Here is a 19,932-nt window from a genome sequence, read left to right on the forward strand (position 1 = left end):
AGCGTCGATATGACCGCAAAGCCTATGACCGCCACATGAATTCGTCCTGAACTGCCTTGCCGCCGGCCCCCCGTTTCCGCCGGCCGCGCATCCGGCATCGACGAGCGGTCGGGCGGACGCAGGCAAGGCGCGAACGGTCCTCAGCGCGCCGGGCGGGGGGACCTCGACAAGCGGCGGCGCGGCTCTGCGACATCGGCCTGCAGCGTGCGTTCGGCGGCACGCCGCAGTTCGTCCGAGCGGGCGTAGGCACGGAACAGCGTGCGGGCCAGTACGCCGAGCAGGCTGCGCACCTCCTCGGGGCTCTGGTGCCGCAGCGGCAGGACGCAGGCTTCGATCAGGGACACCATGGCGCGTGCCAGCGGATCCAGGTCGCCGTCGAAATCGAGCTCGCCACGGTCGACACCGCGCTGCAGGGCCTCGCGCAGCGTCTGCACGGCGACGGACTCGAAAGCGCGCTGCGTGTCGATGATGACGGCGGTCTCCGGGGTCGACGGCGTGAGCCAGTAGCCGGCGACACCGTTGGCCACCCGCGGGTCCTGGAGCAGACGCTGCAGTCCGGTGAACAGCGACAGCACGGCCTGGACCGGCTCCGGTTCCAGCCTCACCGGATCGAGCACGTAGGTGTGGAAGATCGCGTGGAGTCGCCGCAGGCAGTCGAGATACAGGGCCTGCTTGCCCCTGAAGTGCCAGTAGAGGGCGCCCTTGGACAGCCCGGCTGCCTCGGCGATGTCGCCGATCGACACGCCCTCGTAGCCGTATCGTCCGAACAGGTCGAAGGCGCGTTCCTGGATCGTCTTGAGCGTGTCGAACTGTTCGTGTGCGGGTTTGCGCGGCATCGAGAGCGGACGGGTAGGGCCAACCGCATTGTGACGGATCGGCCGGATCTCGACCGATCATCGCCGCCCCGGCGTCAGCCCTCGAGCTTTCTGAGCTCCCGTCGCAGTTCGAACTCGTCGCTGGTCACGCAGGCTTCCATGTTGCGCAGTCGCTGTTCGAGGCGCGTGAAGCGGGCGCGCAGCTCGGATGGCGTCGGCGGCTCCGTCGACGGGGGCGTATCCGCCCACGATGCGCTGCGGCGGCGCGGCGCCTCGTCTTCGTCCATCAGGTACCACAGCACGAGGTAGATGACGCCGACGGGGAAGAAGCCGCTGATGATGAAGGCGGCGACGAACACGAGCCGGATGAGCTTGACGTTCCAGTCGAAGAACTCGGCCAGGCCGACGCAGACGCCCGCAATCCAGCCCTGCTTCGGAAAGCGGCGCAGCCGATCGAAGAAACCGGCTTCGCGGACACGTTCACGCATGCTCACGATACTTTTTCCTCCAGCCGGGTGATTCGACGTCGAGAATCTGTTCCAGCGCGTCGATGCGCCGCTCCATTTTCTCGGCGAGCGATACGAGCTCGGCGTTTCCGGCAGCCGGCTTGGCGGCGTGCTCGGACTGCCAGCGCCGCTTGCGGTCGGCGAAGTACATCGCCATCCCCGGAAGGATCACGAAGATGGAGATGATCGCAACCAGCGGAATGAGTTCGACCATGACGCTTACGGGCTCCCATGTTCAGCGGTGGACGGCGTCGGCATCAGCGGTTGGCGGAGTCGTCCGTCTCCGGCCCCGCCGCCGGCGCCTCGCCCTTGCCGAACTTGCTGCGCAATTTTGCCAGTTCCGCCTCGACCTTGTCGTCGGACTCGAGCTGGGCGAACTGGTCCGACACGGTCCGCGTGCCCAGGTCGTAGGCCTCCAGCTCGGCTTCCATGCGGTCGATCTTGCCCTCGTACTGCTCCATGCGCAGCATGGCGTCCGTCATCTTGTTGTCGTTGATCTGCGTCTTGACCTTCAGGCGCGAGGACACCGACTGCTGACGCAGGATGATCGACTTCTGCCGCTGGCGCGCGTCGGCGAGCTTGGCCTTGAGCTTGGCGGTGTCGTCGTCGAGCTTGACGATCTCGTCGTGCACGTGCGCCAGCTCCTTGTCGACCGCCTGCTTGTGGTCGATCAGGCGCTGGCGCGCCGACAGCGCGCCGCGCGCCAGATCCTCGCGGTCCTTGGTCATCGCGAGCTCGGCCTTGCGTTCCCAGTCGTGGACATCCGCATCGAGCTGCGCGATCTGGCGCTGCAGTTCCTTCTTGCGTGCGAGCGAGCGCACGGCCGTGGAGCGCACCTCGACCAGCGTGTCCTCCATCTCCTGGATGATCAGCCGGACCATCTTCTCCGGATCCTCCGCCTTGTCGAGCATGGCGTGGATGTTGGAGTTGATGACATCGGAGAGTCGCGAAAAGATGCCCATGATGATTTCCTCAGTGAAGCAGTGAAGTCTGTTGTCCCGCGATCCGCTACTAGGCGGGGCGGTCGGCATTCGCCTGGGCCGCATCGGCCACGCCGCGCGGGGCGGGGGTCAGCGGCTGCAGCGTCTGTTCGATGCGTTCGCGCAGGTCCTCGCGGATCTGCTCCAGTGCGGCGTTGCCCTGCGCGGCAATGATCTGGCCGACACCGGTCGAGACCCGCTGGCCGAGATCGCCGGCGGTTGCCGTGCCGGCGAAACCGAGCATCAGGAGGCCGGTGGCGGCGAGGCGGGGCAGCGTCTTGTAGGTGTTGGTGGTCATGGCAGCGAATCCCTTGCGGCGTGTGGTCTGTGTGCCGTCATTAACGCCAAGCCTGTGCCAAGTCTCGAGATCCTTCACAAGTATTTGAATATACGTATAAAACCGGCGAAACGTAGAAGCGCGGGGGACGCCAGACCGGGCTGGAGATGCCATGTGGTGGCGAAATTCACCATCGCATAGCAGAATTGCGCGATGGACTACCGCGCCGCTCCCGATCCGATCATTGGCCAGGCCGACAACTTCCTCGCCGTCCTCGAACAGGTGTCGCGGGTCGCGCCGCTGGCCAAGCCGGTCCTGATCATCGGCGAGCGCGGTTCCGGCAAGGAGCTCATCGGGGCGCGACTGCACTATCTGTCGGAGCGCTGGGCGCGCCCGTACGTGAAGTTCAATTGCGCGGCGCTCAACGAAGAGCTGCTCGAGTCGGAGCTGTTCGGCCACGTGGCCGGCGCCTATACCGGCGCCGCGCGCGCGCGCGTCGGTCGCTTCGAGCTGGCGAACGGCGGCACGCTGTTTCTCGACGAGCTCGCGTCGATGTCGATGCGCCTGCAGGAAAAGCTGCTGCGCGTCGTCGAGTACGGCGAGTTCGAACGCGTGGGTTCGAGCGAGACGATCAAGATCGACGTGCGCCTGGTCGGTGCCGCGAACGTCGACCTGCCGGCGGCGGCGCGTGCCGGCAGGTTCCGCGAGGATCTGCTCGACCGCCTCTCCTTCGACGTGATCACGGTGCCGCCGCTGCGTGAGCGCCGGGAGGACGTGCTGCTGCTGGCACAGAAGTTCGCGGAAGGCATGGCGCAGGAGCTCGGCCGCGAGTACTTCGCGGGATTCGCGCCGGCCGCGGAGCGCGCCCTGCTGCAGTACGAGTGGCCGGGAAACGTCCGCGAACTGCGCAACGTGGTCGAACGCGCCGTCTACCGGCTGGAGCACGAACGGCAGGTGGTCGAGCGCGTCGAGTTCGATCCCTTCGCGTCGCCGTACCGTCCGCGGACGACCGTTGCCGCCGCAGCGAGCGAGGCGCCTGCTGCGCGCGAGGAGCCTGGAACCGAGCCCGAGCAGATGCAGTCGAGCCTGCCGGTGGACCTGTCCGCCGAAGTCGCTGCTTTCGAAACCCGGCTGTTGCAGCAGGCACTGGTGGAGGGGCGCTACAACCAGAAACGGGCCGCAGAACTGCTCGGCCTGAGCTATCACCAGTTTCGCGGGATGCTGCGCAAGTACAAGCTGCTGGAAACCGCCCAGCAGAGCGCCTGAATGGAAGGGGCGCAAAGCGGTACCTGACGAGCTCCGCGATATCCGCGGAGTCGTCAGGTCGCTGCACGAGCAGGAATTGGTGGAGCTGGCGGGAATTGAACCCGCGTCCGCCGATTCGTAGCCCTCGGCTCTACATGCTTAGCCGCTCTTTGATTTTCGTCGGTGGCTCCCGGACCGGCACGGATCGCCACCGCTTAGCCCCTTAGGGTTTTAGCAACTCGGCCAAGGGCGGGCTCCGTCGCGATCCGATGAGAGTCGACGTTCGCATCCACCGGCATCGGAACCAGTGGGGCAAACGCTCGCCGGATTTAGGCGGCGAGGGCGTAGTTGGAGTCGTTCGCAACTAGCTTGGTTGCCACGGGATTAACGAGGACGTGACGCCTCGGCATGCACCTCGGATTCCGTTACCAGCGTCGAAACCGGTCAGCCCCGAAGTCGGTTGAGTGTATCAGTAGATGGGGTGCGACACCGAAAGTTCAAGCGCTGTGCCGCATGATCCTTTCCTTCTGCCGTTGCCAGTCGCGTTCCTTGATGTCGGCGCGCTTGTCGTGCTGCTTCTTGCCCTTGGCCAGGCCGACTTCCAGCTTGGCGCGACCATGCGTCCAGTGCAGGTCGAGCGGGACCAGGGTATAGCCCGCGCGTTCGACCTTGCCGATCAGGCTCGCCAGCTCCCGCCGGTGCAGCAGCAACTTGCGCGTGCGCGTGGCGTCGGCGATCTCGTGCGTGCAGGTGTGCTTCAGCGGCGTGAAGTGGGCGCCGATCAGGAAGGCCTCGCCGTTCTTGACGGTGACGTAGGCCTCGGTGATCTGCGCCCGTCCGGCGCGCAGACTCTTCGCCTCCCAGCCGCGCAGGGACAGGCCGGCCTCATAGTGTTCCTCGATGTGGTAGTCGTGGCGTGCGCGCCGGTTGACGGCGATAGTGCGCGAGGGCTCGTCCTTCTTCTGCTTCTGGTTCATGTGCCGATTATAGGAGGCGCGCCGTCGCGGCAGGACGAGGATGCCGAGCCGGCGAGGCTCCACTAGACTTGCGTCGCGCCGACTGCCGGCGGATCGGACGACTGCCGAGGGGGCAAGAACGCATGCGGTGCGAGGAGAGCAACGGGGCGACCGTGTGAATATCCGCGAGAGCAGTCACGGCTACTGGTCGTCGTCACGCAACTTCGTCTGGGTCGCGGCCGGCGCAACGATCGGCATCAGCAACCTGACGCGCGTCCCCTATCTGATGGGGGAGTACGGCGGTTCGGCGTTCCTGCTGGTCTACATGCTCTCGCTGCTGCTGATCGCCGCGCCGCTGCTGGCCGCGGAATGGATGCTCGGGCGCTGGGCGCGGGACGACCTGATCGCCGGTTTCGCGCGTCTGGCCGATGCGGCGTCGGCGCGCCGTGCGTGGAAGCTGGTCGGCGGCATGGCGCTCGCAGGGGCCGTCCTGATCCTGTCGTACTACAGCATCATCGCCGGCTGGAGCATGGCCTACACGTTCCGGGTCGCCAGCGGCGCCCTGAGCGGTGTGGGCGAGCAGGCGGCGACCGAGGTGTTCCTGGAACTGGCGCGCGATCCCGAACGAAGCCTGTCCTGGCACACGCTGTTCATGGTCATCGCCTGCGTCGTCGTCGCACACGGGTTTCGCGAGGGTATCGAGCGTGCGGCCATCCGCCTGATGCCGTCGGCCGCCCTGCTGCTGCTGGCGCTGTGCTGCTACGCGGTGGCGACTACCGATGCGATGCCGGCGCTGCGCTGGCTTCTGCTACCCGACTTCTCGCGGCTCGGCTGGCGCGGCGTGATCGAGGCCATGCATCAGGCCTTCTTCACGATGAGCCTGGGTATCGGCGTGATGATGAATCTCGGCGTCTACCTCGCCGTCGCGGCGCCGGTGAAACGCCTGGCGCTGAGCATCCTGCTGATCGACCTGGCGTTCAGCCTGATCGCGGGCGTGGCGCTGTTCACGATGATCTTCGCGGCCGGTCTGCAGCCGGCGCCCGGGCTGGCGCTGATCTTCCAGGTCGTGCCGCGCAGCCTGCCGTCGTCCGTGGGTGGCACGCTGTTCGGGGTCGGCTTCTTCACCGCGCTGTTCATCGTCACGCTGTGTTCGGCGACGGCCCTGCTCGAACCGCTGACGCGCTACCTGATCGACCGCCTGCGCTGGACCCGCGTGTTCGCCGCGACCAGCAGTGCGCTGATGATCTGGTATCTCGGGCTCGGCAGCCTGCTGTCGTTCAGCGTGATCCAGGATTTCGAACTCGCGGGACGCAACTTCTTCGAGTGGGTGCAGTTCCTGACCGCCAGCTGGCTGGCGCCGGCCACCGGGCTCTTGGTCTGCGTGTTCGTCGTCAGTATCATGCCGCGCGACCTGATCTCGGCCATGTGGGGCGATCGCGACCGCTGGCTGTATCCGGCGTGGTTCTTCGCGCTGCGGTATCCGGCGCGGCTGAGCCTGATCGTCGTCCTGCTGTATGCGAGCGGCGTGCTCGACTGGCTGGTCCGGTTCTGGACCGGCTGACCCGATACCCGCGCGACTTCCCCCGACCGTTCTTCCGAAACCGATGTCCGAAGGCGACCTGATCCAGATCGAAGTGGCCTACGCGCTGCCGTCCGAGCAGGTGATCCTGAAGATCGACGTCAGTCCCGGCGCGACCGTGCGCGAAGCGATCGAACGCTCGGGCATCCTGCGCCGCTTCCCGGAGATCGACCTGGAGACGAACCGCGTCGGCCGCTGGAGCCATGTCGTGGCGCTCGACGCACCGGTGCGCGCAGCGGATCGCATCGAGATCTATCGCCCGCTGATCGCCGACCCCAAGCAGATGCGTCGCGAGCGCGCGGCGCGGTCGAAGAAGGCGGGCTGACGCGGAATCACTCGGGGGTGAGAATCACCCCGGTTTCGCGGTTGTCCTCGCTGGCCTCGCGCTCTTCCTCGTTGGCGTCACGTTCTTCCTCGCGCAGCACGGTCTTGAGATCCGGGTCCTCGATCGCGGAGTCGTCAGCCTGCCGCTCGATGCCCTCCATCCGCGCCAGCGTGCCGGCCTCGTCGAAGTACAGCGTGACCACGCGCTTGGCCTCGCGGCCCCGCGGCGACTTGTAGTAGCCGACGTAGTCCCAGCGATCCTCGCGGAACGGGCTGGCGGCGAGCGGCGTGCCCATCAGGAACAGGACCTGCTCGCGCGTCATGCCGGTCTGCAGCTGATCCAGCTGCTTCTGCTCGATCACGTTGCCCTGGCGGGTCGGAAGCTTGTAGATGATCTGGCAGCCGGCGAGCGCGCAGGCACAGGCGAGAAAAAAAACGAGACGCATCGGTTTGCCCAGCGTAGAAGAGGGAGGATAATAGCCGAAACACATCGACGGACACTGTCGTGGAAACCTCCGATCTTCGCAATGCCGGCCTCAAGGTCACCCTGCCGCGGCTCAAGATTCTCGAGCTGCTCGAGAGCAGCGACCGTCGGCACATGTCCGCCGAAGAGATCTACCGCAAGCTGATCGATCTCAAGGAGGACGTGGGCCTGGCTACGGTCTACCGCGTGCTCACGCAGTTCGAGGCGGCCGGGCTGGTGCGGCGTCACCATTTCGAGGGCGGCTCGGCGGTGTTCGAACTCGAGCGCGGTCACCATCACGACCACATGGTCTGCCTGGAGACCGGCAAGGTGATCGAGTTCGTCAGCGAGGACATCGAGAAGCTGCAGCACGCCATCGCCGAGAAGCACGGCTACCTCGTCGAGGACCACAACCTGGTCCTGTACGTGCGCCCCAAGAAGAAGTAGCCGCCCGTATTGAATCCCGCGACAGGGGTGTCGCGATCCGCGCCGGGTTGGGCAGCTAGGTGGCGCGGCGCAGCAGGTCCTCGGCGTGTTCGAGCGTGGCGTCCGTGATCTCGACGCCTCCCTGCATGCGTGCCAGTTCGGCAACGCGCTGTGCCTGTGTGAGCGCCTCGACGGCGGTGAACGTGCTGCCGCGGCGGGTCTGCTTGCGGATGCCGTAATGATGGTGTCCCTGGGCGGCCACCTGGGCGAGGTGGGTGACGCAGAGCACCTGGCGATCGGCGCCGAGCGCCCGCAGACGCTGGCCGACGATCTCGGCGACGGCGCCGCTGATGCCGGCGTCCACCTCGTCGAAGATCATCGTCGGTGCACCGCCGCGATGCAGGGCCGCGACCTCGATTGCCAGCGAGACGCGCGACAGTTCGCCGCCAGATGCGACCTTGGCCAGGGGCCGAGGCGTCAGTCCGGCGTTGGCGGTGAAGTCGAAGCGCACGGTGTCGACGCCGTGCGCGCTCACGGTCGCGTCCGGGGCGCTGTCGACGGCAACCACGAACTGCGCATGCGGCATGCCGAGCGTGCGCACGATCGTCTGCACGGCCTTGGCGAAGCGTGTCGCACTGGCCTGTCGCAGTTTCGACAGCGCTGCCGCCGCGCTGCGATATTGCTCGATTGCGCGCGCGCGATCGCGTTCGAGAGCCGCCAGCCGTTCGCTGCCGTGCTCGAGGCCGTCGAGTCGCTCGCGCAGCCCCGCATGGTGATCGGCGAGTTGATCCGGGCGCACGCGGTGCTTGCGGGCGAGGTCGTGGATGGCCTGCATCCGCGCTTCCACGGCCGCCAGCCGCTCGGGGTCGAGGTCGAGCCGTTCGAGTGCCTGGCGCAGTGTCTCGGCGGCGTCCTCCACCTGGGCCATGGCGCCGTCGATGGCGTCGCGTGCATTGATGAAGGCCGGCTCGAGTCCGGTGAGGGCGTCGATGCGGCTGCGCGCCGTCGCGAGCTGGTCGTAGAGGCTGTCGTCGCCGCCGTAGAGCTGTTCCTGCGTTCCGCCCCCGTCCTGCAGCAGTTGCCCGGCACCGGCCAGGCGTCTGTGCTCGGCATCGAGTGATTCGAGTTCGCCGGCGGCCAGTTGCAGCGCGTCGAGTTCGCGGACCTGGAATCGCAGGAATTCGACCTGTGCCGGATCGCCGCTGGCGGCGCTGCGCAGCGCGCCGATCTCGCGATCGACGGCGGCGGCATGCCGGGCCGCGGCGGCCACGGCGGAGCGCTGCGCCTCATGACCGCCATAGTCGTCGAGCAGATCGCGCTGCACCTCGCCGCGCAGCAGGGTCTGGCTTTCGGACTGGCCGAAGATCGCGATCAGGTGTTCGCCGAGTTCGCGCAACTGCGCCGTCGTGACCGCGGCACCGTTGACGAAGGCGCGGCCACGACCACTGGCCTGCAGCACGCGACGGATCACCAGCGCCGTGGGGTCGTCGGCTTGCTCGGCCGCATGCTCGCGCAGCCAGGCGGCGGCGGCCGAATCCGGCCGGATCTCGAACTGGGCGCTGACTTCGGCACGCTCGGCGTCGCCGCGGATCAGCCCGCTGTCGGCGCGGGTGCCCGCGATCAGGCCGATGGCGTCGATCAGGATGGACTTGCCGGCACCGGTCTCGCCGGTGAGCACGGAGAAGCCGCCGCTCCACTCGAGGTCCACGGACTCGATGACGGCGAGATTGGAAATGGTTAGCGCTTTCAGCATGTTGAAAGCAGAAGTTCAGCTTGCTTCAGGGTTGAGCTGCGGCCCGCGCCCCCAGTGAAGCTTGTTGCGCAGGATGTTGAAGTAACTGTAGTTCTTGGGATGGATCAGGCGCAGCCTGGAGTCCGCCGCGCCGACTTCGAGCGCCTCACCCGAGCGCAGCGGGGTGCTGTTCTGACCGTCGCAGGTGCACATGGCCAGCGTTGCCGCAGGGCCGCGCAGCACGATGCGCACGGTCTGGCGCGCCCCGACGACGATCGGCCGGTCGGACAGCGTGTGCGGACAGATCGGAACCAGTGCCATCGCCTCCAGGCTGGGGTGCAGCACCGGGCCGCCGCCGGACAGCGCGTACGCCGTCGAGCCGGTCGGCGAGGAGACGATGAAACCGTCGGCGCGGTGCTGCGAGATGAACTCGTCGTCCAGCCAGGTCTCGAACTCGAGCATGCGGATGGCTGCCTGGTTGCGGATGACGACATCGTTGATGGCCAGAAACGGACCCGCCTCGCGTTCGGCGCCGCGGATGCGCGCCTGCAGCAGCAGACGTTCCTCGCGCAGGTACTCGCCGGCGAACAGGGCGGTGAGCATGTCGTCGATCTCGCGCGGCGCGACATCGACCATGAAGCCGAGGCGACCCTGGTTGACGCCGAGAATCGGAACGCCCCAGGTCGAGCCGGCGCGGGCCGCCGACAGCAGCGTGCCGTCACCGCCGACGACGATGACCAGGTCGCAGCGTCCCGCCATGGTCTCGCGGGCACTGCGCTCGACGTGCGCGCCGCAGGCTTCGAGGCCCGGAGCCTCGGTCTCGACCACGACCCGCCGTCCGTGCGCGTGCAGGATCTCACACAGGCGCAGCAGCGTCGGCGCGACGCGCGTGTCGCCGCGCCGGCCGATCAACCCGACGGTACGGAACTCGGACATGGGAGTGAAGCGCAGGAAAAGACGGACGGCCCCGGACGGCGCCGACGTTAGCACGAAACCCCGTGGCGTCTGCCGCCGCGCCTATTGAAATGCGGACGCAAGTCCTTCATTTTTCGCATATGTCCGAATCTCTCGACGCGCGGGCTGCAGAGCTGCTCAAGCTGCTCGTGGAGCGCTACATCCAGGATGGCGAACCCGTGGGGTCGCGCACGCTGTCGCGCCTGGCCGGTCTCGGCCTGTCGCCGGCAACGATCCGCAACGTCATGGCCGATCTCGACGAGATGGGCTTCGTCGCGTCGCCGCACACCTCGGCGGGTCGCGTGCCGACGACGCGCGGCTATCGCTACTTCGTCGATGCGCTGCTGGCGCCGGAGAAACTGACCGACGAGGAATACGGACAGATCGTCGACGACCTGCTGCCGGGAGACCGCAGTGTCCCCGACCTGGTGCAGGCCGCCTCGGCCCTGCTGTCGCGGCTGACGCGCATGGCCGGCGTGGTGACGGTGCCGCGGCGCAATCTGGCGATCCTGAGACGCATCGAGTTCCTGCCGCTGTCGGGCAGCCGGGTGCTCGCGATCCTCGTGGTCAACCAGCAGGAGGTGCAGAACCGCGTCGTGCATACCGACCGCGCCTACGGCGCCGACGAGCTGGTGCGCTATGCCAATCTGCTCAACGAACACTTCGCCGGTCGCGACCTGGTGAGCCTGCGCAGCGCACTGGCGCGCGACGCCGGCGAGACCCAGGCGCGCATCAACGTCATGCTGCACGATGCCGCGGCGATGGCGGAACGGGCCCTGCGCGGCGGCGAACAGGCCGACTACGTCGTCGCCGGCGGACCGAACCTGATGGCTTTCGAGGAGCTGGCCGACATCCGCCGCTTGCGCGGGTTGTTCGATGCGCTCGATCGCAAGCGTGACCTGCTGAGCCTGTTCGACCAGTGCCTGCAGTCGGACGGGGTACAGATCTTCATCGGCGACGAATCGGGCTACCGGGTGCTGGACGAATGCAGCGTCGTCACCGCGCCGTACACCGTCGACGGCCAGGTGGCCGGCGTGCTCGGCGTGATCGGGCCGACGCGGATGTCGTACTCGCGCATCATTCCGCTGGTGCAGGAAACCGCGCGGGTGTTGTCGGAAGGCTTGAAAGGCGAAGCCTGACCCCCATCGAGGTGGCAGGGAGACGCAGCGCCCGGCATACGCCGGTATCATGCGCCCCCGCTTGCGCCGGTCCGGACCGGCGCCCATTCGTCAGCCACCGACAGCAACAGCATGAACGATATCCCGGAGACGCCCGACGCCCCGGCGCCCGACGCCGCACCGGAAGGCAGCCAGAGCCCGACACCCGAAGCGCTGCAGGCGCGCATCGAAACCCTCGAGAACGAGGCCCAGACCGCCCGCGAGGCACAGTTGCGCGCGATGGCGGAGCTGGAGAACACCCGCCGCCGGCTCGAGCGCGACGCGCAGAACACGCTCAAGTTCGCCAACGAGAAGCTCATCGGCGACCTGCTCGCCGTTTGCGACAGCCTCGAACTCGGCCTGAAGGCCGCGGCCGAGGCCGGTGAGAGCGGCAAGGCGCTGGCCGATGGCATGCAGCTGACCTGGCGCCAGCTGATGAGCGTGCTCGAGAAGCACGGCGTCAGGCAGGTCGACCCCAGCGGCCAGCCGTTCAATCCGGATTTCCACCAGGCGATGACCATGGTCGAGTCGGCCGACGTCGCGCCCAACCACGTGCTCAGCGTGATGCAGAAGGGCTACACCCTGCACGAGCGCCTGCTGCGGCCGGCGATGGTCGTGGTCGCCAAGGCGCCCGCGGCGAGCTGAGACCCTTGAATCCGTCGCCCTTGCGCCCACTTAGGCAAATATCACGGCATTTGACTCGCGGAGTCCCAAGAACATGAGCAAGATCATCGGTATCGACCTCGGCACGACCAACAGCTGCGTCGCCATCCTCGACGGCGGCAACGTGCGCGTCATCGAGAATGCGGAAGGCGAGCGCACCACGCCGTCGATCGTCGCCTACACCGACGAACCGCAACCGATCACCGGCCGCGCCGCCAAGCGTCAGGCGGTGACCAATCCGCACAACACGCTGTACGCGGTCAAGCGCCTGATCGGCCGTCGCTTCGACGACGCGGAGGTGCAGAAGGCGATCAAGCATTCGCCGTTCAAGATCGTCAAGGCCGACAACGGCGACGCCTGGGTCGAGGTCAAGGGCCAGAAGCTGGCGCCGCAGCAGGTCTCGGCGCAGATCCTGATGAAGATGAAGAAGACCGCCGAGGACTATCTCGGCCACCCGGTGACGGAAGCCGTCATCACGGTGCCGGCCTACTTCAACGACTCCCAGCGCCAGGCGACCAAGGACGCCGGCCGCATCGCCGGCCTCGAGGTCAAGCGCATCATCAACGAGCCGACCGCGGCCGCGCTCGCCTTCGGACTCGACAAGGTCAAGGGCGACAAGAAGCTCGCGGTCTACGACCTCGGCGGCGGCACCTTCGACATCTCCATCATCGAGGTCGCGGACGTCGACGGCGAGAAGCAGTTCGAGGTGCTGGCCACCAATGGCGACACCTTCCTCGGCGGCGAGGACTTCGACCTGCGCGTGATCGAGTACATCGCGGCGGAGTTCCAGAAGGAGCAGGGCATCGACCTGCACAAGGACCCGCTCGCGCTGCAGCGCCTCAAGGAAGCGGCCGAGAAGGCCAAGATCGAGCTGTCGAGCACCACGCAGACCGAGATCAACCTGCCGTACATCACCGCCGACGCCTCGGGCCCGAAGCACCTCAACCTGAAGCTGACGCGTGCCAAGCTCGAGTCGCTGGTCGAGGACCTGATCGAGAAGTCGCTGGCCCCGTGCCGCACCGCGCTCAAGGATGCCGGCCTCAAGGCATCCGAGATCGACGAGGTCATCCTCGTCGGCGGCCAGACGCGCATGCCCAAGGTCCAGGATGCGGTCAAGAATTTCTTCGGCAAGGAAGCACGCAAGGACGTCAACCCGGACGAAGCCGTCGCCGTCGGTGCGGCGGTGCAGGGTGCGGTGCTCTCGGGCGACCGCAAGGACGTGCTGCTGCTCGACGTGACGCCGCTGTCGCTGGGCATCGAGACGCTCGGCGGCAAGATGACCAAGCTGATCGAGAAGAACACGACGATTCCGACCAAGAAGTCGGAGACGTTCACGACTGCGGACGACAACCAGACGGCGGTGACGATCCAGGTCTACCAGGGCGAACGCGAGATCGCCTCGGCGAACAAGTCGCTGGGCCGCTTCGATCTCACCGGCATCGCGCCGGCGCCGCGCGGCGTGCCGCAGGTCGAGGTCACCTTCGACATCGACGCCAACGGCATCCTGCACGTGACCGCGAAGGACAAGGCCACCGGCAAGGAGCAGAGCATCCGCATCACCGCGAACTCGGGCCTGTCGGAGGACGAGATCGAAAAGATGGTGAAGGACGCCGAGCTGCACGCTGAAGAGGATCGCAAGTTCGGTGAGCTCATCGCCTCGCGCAACCAGTGCGAGCAGATGATCCACGCCGTCGAGAAGTCGCTCAAGGATCTGGGTGACGAGGTCGAGGCCGACGAGCGCAAGTCGATCGAGGACGCCATCGCGGCCGCCCGCGAGGCGGTGAAGGGAAGCGACAAGGCCGACATGGACGCGAAGGCCGAAGCGCTGACCCAGGCGTCGGCCAAGCTGATGGAGCGTGTCCTCGCCAAGCAGCAGGGCGCGGCGGGTGAAGCCACCGGCGCCGCACCAGGCGCGGACGGCGGCAAGAACGACGATGTCGTCGACGCCGAGTTCACCGAGGTCAAGGACAAGAAGTGACGCGGAGCATCGTCTCCGGGCAGACGGGGATTCAGAGCGGCCGGCGAAAGCCGGCCGTTTCGCTGAGGATCGTTTTCGCGGAACGGCGACCGCGCGACGTGGATGCCCGCCTGCGCGGGCATGACGCTTTTCAGGGCAGGTGAATGAGCAAGCGCGACTACTACGAGGTCCTCGGCGTCTCCAAGCAGGCCGGCGAGGACGAGTTGAAGAAAGCCTACCGCCGCCTGGCGATGAAGTTCCACCCGGACCGCAACCCGGGTGACGCGGCGGCCGAGGAGAAGTTCAAGGAGGCCAGCGAAGCCTACGAGGTGCTGACCGATGCGCAGCGCCGCGCGGTCTACGACAAGTACGGCCACGAGGGGCTGCAGCGCGGCGGCGGTGCCGATTTCGGCGGCGGCGGCGGATTCGCCGACATCTTCGGCGACGTCTTCGCCGACATCTTCGGTGGCGGACGCTCGGGCGGTCCGCGGCGCGGGGCCGACCTGCGCTACATGATGGAGCTGAGCCTCGAGCAGGCCGTATTCGGCACCGCGGAGTCGATCCGGATTCCGAGCTGGGACGACTGCGGTGACTGCCACGGGCACGGCACGGCGGACGGCAAGAAGCCGGGCGCCTGCCCGACCTGCGGTGGCGCGGGACAGGTGCGGGTGCAGCAGGGCTTCTTCGTGCTGCAGCAGACCTGCCCCCAGTGTCGCGGCCGCGGCACCCTGGTCACCGATCCCTGCCGGACCTGTCGCGGTGCCGGCAAGACGCGGCGCGAGAAGACGCTGGAGGTGAAGATCCCCGCGGGTGTCGACACCGGTGATCGCATCCGTCTGAGCGGCGAGGGCGAACCCGGCGAGCGCGGCGCACCGGCGGGCGATCTGTACGTGCAGATCAACGTCAAGCCGCACGAGGTCTTCGACCGAGACGGCAACGACCTGCACTGCACCGTGCCGATCTCGATCGTCACGGCCGCCCTCGGCGGCGCGCTGGAAGTGCCGACGCTGGAGGGCCGCGTGTCCATCGATGTGCCGGAAGGCACGCAGAGCGGCCGCCAGTTCCGGCTGCGCGGGCGCGGGGTGCGTTCGGTGCGCAGCGCGCAGTCGGGCGATCTGTACTGCAACGTCATCGTCGAAACGCCGGTGCGCCTGTCGAAGGCGCAGAAGGACCTGCTGCGGCAGTTCGGCGACACGCTCGACGTCGAAGGGAGCCAGCACCATCCGGAAGCCAGCTCCTGGCTCGGCAAGGCCAAGCGCTTCTTCGACGATCTGACCGGCGCCTCCTGAGCGTTCCGGCGGTTCCGGCTGTAGAGAAAACCTACTCCGGAGCCCGTCTGGACGGAGCACGGGACCGCTCGGCGTCCCCTGGCGTTACGGCGCGAACGGGCTTCTAGACTGGATTCCGAGTCACGCCGGGAGCGGGTATTTGGCTGATTTCCTCAGCCTTTTGGGTCCATCGGGGTTCCTGCCGCACGGATACTGTCTGTCGTGGTCGCCCCGGCTCGTCTGGACCATGGTGGTCAGCGACGCCGTCATCACGGCGTCCTACTACTCGATCCCGGTGGCGCTGGTGCACTTCGTGCGCCGCAACCGCGACCTGCGCTTCGACTGGATCTTCCTGATGTTCGGGGCGTTCATCTTCGCCTGCGGCACGACCCACCTGATCGCGATTCTCAATATCTGGCGGCCGGCCTACTGGTTCGATGCCGGCATCAAGCTGGCGACGGCGCTGATCTCGCTGACCACGGCGGTTTTCCTGTGGCCGCTGTTGCCCAAGGTGTCGCGCTTCCTCGCGGAGCGGAAACAGGCGGAGGCCGATCTCGACTCGGCGAACCGCCGGCTGACGGAATCGCTGACGCTGCTGCGTCGTCGGACGCGTGAACTCGATACGCTCAGCCATCTCGGCACCCTGTTGCAGAAGTGCGTGAATGCCGACGAACTGGCGGCGATGGCCGCACGCGCCGCGGGCGATCTGTCGATCGGCGCTGGCGGCGCCGTCTACCTCAACGAGGCCGGCGCCACGCACTGGCGCGCCGCCGCGCGCTGGGGTGACGCGGAGGGCGAGTGCGGCGACTTCGATCCGGAGCAGTGCGCGGTGCTCAAGGGGGAGGCGGTCGCCTGCGTCTCCTGCGCCCCGGCCGGTGAGCGCTCTCCGGCCGCGGGACGCAGCATCTGCGTGCCGCTGCGGGCGAAGTCGGAGACGCTCGGCGTCCTGCAGTTCCGCGGCGTGCCGGCGCCGGACGACGGCCACGCCAGAATGCTGATGCAGACGCTCGCCGGCCGGGTGGCGCTGGCCCTGTCGAATCTGCGGCTGCGCGAGAACCTGCTCGAACTGTCGATGCGCGATCCGCTGACGGGCCTGTTCAACCGTCGTCATCTCGACAGCGCCTTGCCCATCCAGGAACGGCGCGCGCGCGCGAACGGCACGAGCCTGGGGGTGATCGCCTTCGATCTCGACTGCTTCAAGGAGCTGAACGACACCTACGGACACGACGCCGGCGACACGGCCCTGCAGGAATTCGCACAGATCCTGCGCGACACGTCGCGCGCCGACGACATCGCCTGCCGTTCCGGCGGCGAGGAGTTCGTCGTAGTGCTGCCGGGAACCACCGTCGAAGGGGCGCTACGGCGTGCCGAGCGCGTCCGCGAGGCGCTCGCGGGCAGCGGCCTGCAGCATGGCACGATCCGCTTGCCCGCGATCACCGTGTCGGCAGGCGTCGCCGCCTATCCGGATCACGGGTCGAACCTGGCGGAGGTACTGCGTGCCGCCGATCAGGCCCTGTATCGCGCCAAGGACAGCGGGCGCAACCGCAGCGTGCTGGCTGGCGCCGCCTGCGCCGACGGGCTCAGCTGAGCCGGTTCAGGCCGTTGTGCGCGGCGACGCGGTAGGCCTCCGCCATCGTCGGATAGTTGAAGGTCGTGTCGACGAAGTAGCGCATGCTGTTGCGCGCCGGATCGGCCATGACCGTCTGGCCGATGTGCACGATCTCCGAGGCGCGGTCGCCGAAGCAGTGCACGCCGAGCACCTGCAGCGTTTCGGCGTGGAACAGGATCTTGAGCATGCCGGTCGTCTGCTGTGCCATCTGCGCGCGGGCGATGTGCTTGAACGAGGCGCGCCCCGCCTCGTAGGGCACCCGCGCCTCGCGCAGTTCGCGCTCGGAGGCGCCCACGGAGGAGATCTCCGGAATGGTGTAGATCCCGCTCGGAATCGTCTCCAGCCGTTGCGGCGGCAGTGCGGGGTCGAGCAGGTGCTGTGCGGCGAAGCGGCCCTGCACGTAAGCGGCGCTGGCCAGCGCTGGCGGACCGATGACGTCGCCGACGGCATAGATGTGCGGCACGGCGGTCTGGAAGTGGGCGTTCACTTCGAGCTGCCCGCGGCCGTTGGGCTCGATGCCGAGCGCGGCAAGGTTCATCTGGTCGGTGTTGCCGGTCCGCCCGTTGGCCCAGAGCAGCACGTCCGACCGGATCCTGCGGCCCGATTTCAGTCTCAGCACGACGCCCTTGGCCGGCGTCTCGATGCCGTCGAACTGCTCGTTGTGCCGGATGATGCAGCCCTGTTCGCGCAGGTGGTAGGACAGGGCTTCCGTGATTTCTTCGTCGAGGAACGACAGCAGCCGCTCCTGGGTATTGACCAGCGTGACCTTGACGCCGAGGTTGACGAAGATGGAGGCGTACTCGCAGCCGATCACCCCGGCGCCGTAGATCGTCACCGAGAACGGATGATCGGGGTAGTCTAGGATGCTGTCGCTGTCGCGGATGTTCGGATGCGAGAAGTCCAGCTCGGCCGGATGGTAGGGGCGGGAGCCGGTGGCGATGACGAAGTGCTCGGACACGACCTGCTGCACGGTGCCGTCGTGGCGCTCGATCGACAGGGTATGGGCATCGACGAAGCGGGCATGCCCTTCGAGCACCGGCACGCGATTGCGTTCGTAGTGGCGGCGACGGTTCGCGACCTGGGCCTCGACCGCCTTGTCCTTGCTGTGCAGGAGTTGCGGATAGCTCAGGCGCAGTTCGCTGCGGTAGTCGCGCAGCAGCGGGTTGGCGCGGATGTCGCTGAGCTGCTGCACCGCGTGACGCAGGGCCTTGCTCGGAATCGTGCCCCAGTGAGTGCAGCCGCCGCCGACTTCGGTGAAGCGCTCGACGACGGCGACGCGCCGGCCGCGCTTGGCGGCCATCATCGCCGCGCCTTCGCCGCCGGGGCCGGTACCGATGACGACGACGTCGTAACGGTCGGCGCGTGTGCGCCGTCTAGCGCCGGCGCCGGCCTTCGAGCGCTTCATAGAGGGCGAGGTACTCCTGCGTGACGCGATGTCCACGGTCGAGGAACACGAGCGGCCGGTGGCTTTCGTGCGACTCCTTCACGCGCACCGAGGTGCCGAGGGTTTGCGGCAGCAGCGGCTGGCCCTCGGCCTTGAGTTCCTCGACCAGTCGCGTTGGCAGCTTCGAGCGCGACTGGAACTGGTTGACGACGATGCCCTCGATCTGCAGGTCCTCGTTGTGATCGGCGCGGATCTCGTGGATGTTGTCGATCAGCGTGTACAGGGCCTGGCGCGCGAACTCGTCGCAGTCGAACGGGATCAGCACGCGCTCGGCGGCGATCAGCGCGGAGCGCGAATAGAAGTTCAACGCCGGCGGCGTGTCGACGAAGACCGCGTCGTAGCCCCGCAGTTTGCGCAGCGCATCGCGGAACTTGTAGATCTTCTGCTTGGATTCGAGCTTGACCGCCAGCTCGTCGAGGCGCGGATCGGCGGCGACGACGTCGAGGCTCTCGAACGGCGTGTTGCTCGCGTAGGTGACGAACGGCGGCGGGCTCAGCGAGAAGCTCAGCGTCGACTCGAAGAAATCCCCGATCGTGCGGTCGGGCGGCTGCTCTGCCGCGCCGCACAGGTATTGCGTGGCGTTGCCCTGCGTGTCGAGATCGATGACCAGCGTGCGCAAGCCTTTCGACGCGGCGATCGCCGCAAGATTGCAGACGATGGTCGTCTTGCCGACACCGCCTTTCTGATTGAACACCACTCTGATCAACGCCGTCTCCGTAGTCGCGTCATGGGGCCGTGCCCCGGACTCGCACGGACCGTGCCGCGCGGCGCAAAGAATAACCGCAGGCCGGGGCGCAGTGGCGACCGCGGCGCCGCGGGCGGCATACTCGGGTCACATCCAACGCGGGGAGTGACGCATGGACGAGACGGGAATTCGCAGTGTGGGGGTCGACCGGGCCTCGGCCTGGATCGGTGAGGGCTGGGCCCTGTTCAAGCGCGCCCCTGGCCTGTGGATCGCCATCCTGGTGATCTATTTCGTCATCGCCATCGTCGCGGGGCTGATTCCGGTGGTCGGGTCGCTGGCCTTCTCCCTGTTCGCTCCGGTGTTCACCTACGGCTTTCTGGCCGGTGCGCGCGATCTCGATGCCGGACAGGCGCTGAAGATCGAGCACCTGTTCGCCGGCTTCAGCAGTCCGCGCCTGGGCAGCCTCGTGGTGCTCGGTGTGCTGAGTCTGGTCGTCGGCGTCGGGCTGGCGCTGGTTGCCGGCTTCGGTCTGGCCGGAGCCTTCGCCGGTGCGGCGGACGGCGGCGGCGGCCTGCTGACGCTGCTGGTGATGCTCGTCGTGCTGCTGGTCATGCTGGTGCTGATCGCAGCGCTGTTCTTCGCCACGCCGCTGGTCGGCTTTGCGGGAACGGGGCCGGTCGATGCGGTGAAACTGAGCTTCGCCGCCACGATCCGCAACTGGCTGCCGCTGCTGGTCTGGGGGCTGATCGGACTGGTTCTGACCTTCGTCGGATCGATCCCCTTCGGCCTGGGGCTGCTGGTGGTCGTGCCGCTGTTGACGGCGAGCTACTGGTGCGTCTGCCGCGACGTGCTTGGCGTGAGCTGAACCGCGCGCCTCGCGCGGTTTCCAGAA

The 19,932-nt window shown here is 67.4% G+C and carries 21 protein-coding genes and 1 other RNA gene; 10 read left to right on the forward strand and 12 right to left on the reverse strand.

Going from position 1 to position 19,932, the window contains the following annotated elements; all coding sequences use genetic code 11:
- Nucleotides 1–140: 140 nt before the first annotated feature.
- From C8D93_RS03180 to C8D93_RS03200, 5 genes are all read right to left on the reverse strand, one after another.
- On the reverse strand, nt 141–836 hold the full coding sequence (locus C8D93_RS03180; RefSeq protein WP_110263688.1) for a TetR family transcriptional regulator: 696 nt from the start codon (nt 834–836) through the stop codon (nt 141–143).
- A gap of 74 nt (nt 837–910) precedes the next feature.
- Nucleotides 911–1,303: a PspC domain-containing protein gene (locus tag C8D93_RS03185; RefSeq protein ID WP_110263689.1), complete on the reverse strand. Its 393-nt coding sequence runs from the start codon at nt 1,301–1,303 to the stop codon at nt 911–913.
- Nucleotides 1,296–1,535, reverse strand: coding sequence for a hypothetical protein (locus C8D93_RS03190; RefSeq protein ID WP_110263690.1), 240 nt, complete (start codon nt 1,533–1,535; stop codon nt 1,296–1,298). Before C8D93_RS03190 ends, C8D93_RS03185 begins: the two co-directional genes overlap by 8 nt.
- Before the next feature lie 43 nt (nt 1,536–1,578).
- Nucleotides 1,579–2,283 carry a phage shock protein PspA gene (gene pspA / locus C8D93_RS03195; RefSeq protein ID WP_110263691.1) on the reverse strand — a complete coding sequence of 235 codons (705 nt, stop codon included), beginning with the start codon at nt 2,281–2,283 and terminating at the stop codon, nt 1,579–1,581.
- Nucleotides 2,284–2,332: 49 nt separating this feature from the next.
- A complete protein-coding gene (locus C8D93_RS03200; protein WP_110263692.1) occupies nt 2,333–2,599 on the reverse strand; it encodes a hypothetical protein in 267 nt (88 codons plus the stop codon).
- Nucleotides 2,600–2,791: 192 nt separating this feature from the next.
- Here C8D93_RS03200 and pspF point away from each other — a divergent pair, with 192 nt between their 5' ends.
- Nucleotides 2,792–3,844, forward strand: a complete 1,053-nt coding sequence (gene pspF, locus C8D93_RS03205) for a phage shock protein operon transcriptional activator (protein WP_110263693.1) — start codon at nt 2,792–2,794, stop codon at nt 3,842–3,844.
- Between the two features lie 77 nt (nt 3,845–3,921).
- On the opposite strand, the gene ssrA is transcribed toward pspF, so the two are convergent.
- Both ssrA and smpB read right to left on the reverse strand, forming a co-directional pair.
- Nucleotides 3,922–4,275, reverse strand: a transfer-messenger RNA (tmRNA) gene (ssrA, locus tag C8D93_RS03210).
- Between the two features lie 45 nt (nt 4,276–4,320).
- Nucleotides 4,321–4,800 (reverse strand): SsrA-binding protein SmpB, encoded by a 480-nt coding sequence (gene smpB / locus C8D93_RS03215; protein ID WP_110263694.1) that lies wholly within the window; start codon nt 4,798–4,800, stop codon nt 4,321–4,323.
- 154 nt (nt 4,801–4,954) lie between these two features.
- Here smpB and C8D93_RS03220 point away from each other — a divergent pair, with 154 nt between their 5' ends.
- Nucleotides 4,955–6,340 (forward strand): sodium-dependent transporter, encoded by a 1,386-nt coding sequence (locus C8D93_RS03220; RefSeq protein WP_110263695.1) that lies wholly within the window; start codon nt 4,955–4,957, stop codon nt 6,338–6,340.
- 43 nt (nt 6,341–6,383) lie between these two features.
- The gene (locus C8D93_RS03225; protein WP_110263696.1) at nt 6,384–6,683 is read left to right on the forward strand and encodes an RnfH family protein; all 300 of its coding nucleotides are present in this window, start codon (nt 6,384–6,386) and stop codon (nt 6,681–6,683) included.
- A gap of 7 nt (nt 6,684–6,690) precedes the next feature.
- On the opposite strand, the gene C8D93_RS03230 is transcribed toward C8D93_RS03225, so the two are convergent.
- Nucleotides 6,691–7,128 (reverse strand): outer membrane protein assembly factor BamE, encoded by a 438-nt coding sequence (locus tag C8D93_RS03230; RefSeq protein WP_110263697.1) that lies wholly within the window; start codon nt 7,126–7,128, stop codon nt 6,691–6,693.
- A gap of 59 nt (nt 7,129–7,187) precedes the next feature.
- On the opposite strand from C8D93_RS03230, the gene fur reads away from it, so the two are divergent.
- Nucleotides 7,188–7,592, forward strand: coding sequence for a ferric iron uptake transcriptional regulator (fur, locus tag C8D93_RS03235; RefSeq protein WP_110263698.1), 405 nt, complete (start codon nt 7,188–7,190; stop codon nt 7,590–7,592).
- A 55-nt stretch (nt 7,593–7,647) separates the two neighbouring features.
- Here the strand turns inward: fur and recN are convergent, their stop codons facing one another.
- Both recN and C8D93_RS03245 read right to left on the reverse strand, forming a co-directional pair.
- Nucleotides 7,648–9,324: a DNA repair protein RecN gene (gene recN, locus C8D93_RS03240; protein ID WP_110263699.1), complete on the reverse strand. Its 1,677-nt coding sequence runs from the start codon at nt 9,322–9,324 to the stop codon at nt 7,648–7,650.
- A gap of 15 nt (nt 9,325–9,339) precedes the next feature.
- The gene (locus tag C8D93_RS03245) at nt 9,340–10,239 is read right to left on the reverse strand and encodes an NAD(+) kinase (protein WP_110263700.1); all 900 of its coding nucleotides are present in this window, start codon (nt 10,237–10,239) and stop codon (nt 9,340–9,342) included.
- 119 nt (nt 10,240–10,358) lie between these two features.
- Here C8D93_RS03245 and hrcA point away from each other — a divergent pair, with 119 nt between their 5' ends.
- The 5 genes from hrcA to C8D93_RS03270 all read left to right on the forward strand — a co-directional run bounded on the left by hrcA (nt 10,359) and on the right by C8D93_RS03270 (nt 16,890).
- The gene (gene hrcA / locus C8D93_RS03250) at nt 10,359–11,396 is read left to right on the forward strand and encodes a heat-inducible transcriptional repressor HrcA (protein ID WP_110263701.1); all 1,038 of its coding nucleotides are present in this window, start codon (nt 10,359–10,361) and stop codon (nt 11,394–11,396) included.
- Nucleotides 11,397–11,507: 111 nt separating this feature from the next.
- Nucleotides 11,508–12,059: a nucleotide exchange factor GrpE gene (gene grpE / locus C8D93_RS03255; protein ID WP_110263702.1), complete on the forward strand. Its 552-nt coding sequence runs from the start codon at nt 11,508–11,510 to the stop codon at nt 12,057–12,059.
- Between the two features lie 73 nt (nt 12,060–12,132).
- Entirely contained in the window at nt 12,133–14,055 is a 1,923-nt protein-coding gene (gene dnaK, locus C8D93_RS03260; protein WP_110263703.1) for a molecular chaperone DnaK, read from the forward strand.
- 143 nt (nt 14,056–14,198) lie between these two features.
- Nucleotides 14,199–15,323, forward strand: a complete 1,125-nt coding sequence (gene dnaJ, locus C8D93_RS03265; protein WP_110263704.1) for a molecular chaperone DnaJ — start codon at nt 14,199–14,201, stop codon at nt 15,321–15,323.
- Between the two features lie 226 nt (nt 15,324–15,549).
- A complete protein-coding gene (locus C8D93_RS03270; protein ID WP_110263705.1) occupies nt 15,550–16,890 on the forward strand; it encodes a GGDEF domain-containing protein in 1,341 nt (446 codons plus the stop codon).
- On the opposite strand, the gene sthA is transcribed toward C8D93_RS03270, so the two are convergent.
- Together sthA and C8D93_RS03280 are read right to left on the reverse strand one after the other, a co-directional pair.
- Nucleotides 16,883–18,316 (reverse strand): Si-specific NAD(P)(+) transhydrogenase, encoded by a 1,434-nt coding sequence (gene sthA, locus C8D93_RS03275; protein WP_110263706.1) that lies wholly within the window; start codon nt 18,314–18,316, stop codon nt 16,883–16,885. The two genes, C8D93_RS03270 and sthA, sit on opposite strands and share 8 nt — an antisense overlap.
- Nucleotides 18,285–19,061, reverse strand: a complete 777-nt coding sequence (locus C8D93_RS03280; protein WP_110263707.1) for a ParA family protein — start codon at nt 19,059–19,061, stop codon at nt 18,285–18,287. Before C8D93_RS03280 ends, sthA begins: the two co-directional genes overlap by 32 nt.
- A gap of 151 nt (nt 19,062–19,212) precedes the next feature.
- On the opposite strand from C8D93_RS03280, the gene C8D93_RS03285 reads away from it, so the two are divergent.
- On the forward strand, nt 19,213–19,905 hold the full coding sequence (locus C8D93_RS03285; protein WP_110263708.1) for a BPSS1780 family membrane protein: 693 nt from the start codon (nt 19,213–19,215) through the stop codon (nt 19,903–19,905).
- Nucleotides 19,906–19,932: the final 27 nt, after the last annotated feature.

It is taken from the genome of Sinimarinibacterium flocculans (assembly GCF_003201205.1).
In the GTDB taxonomy this organism is placed as follows: Bacteria; Pseudomonadota; Gammaproteobacteria; order Nevskiales; family Nevskiaceae; genus Solimonas; species Solimonas flocculans.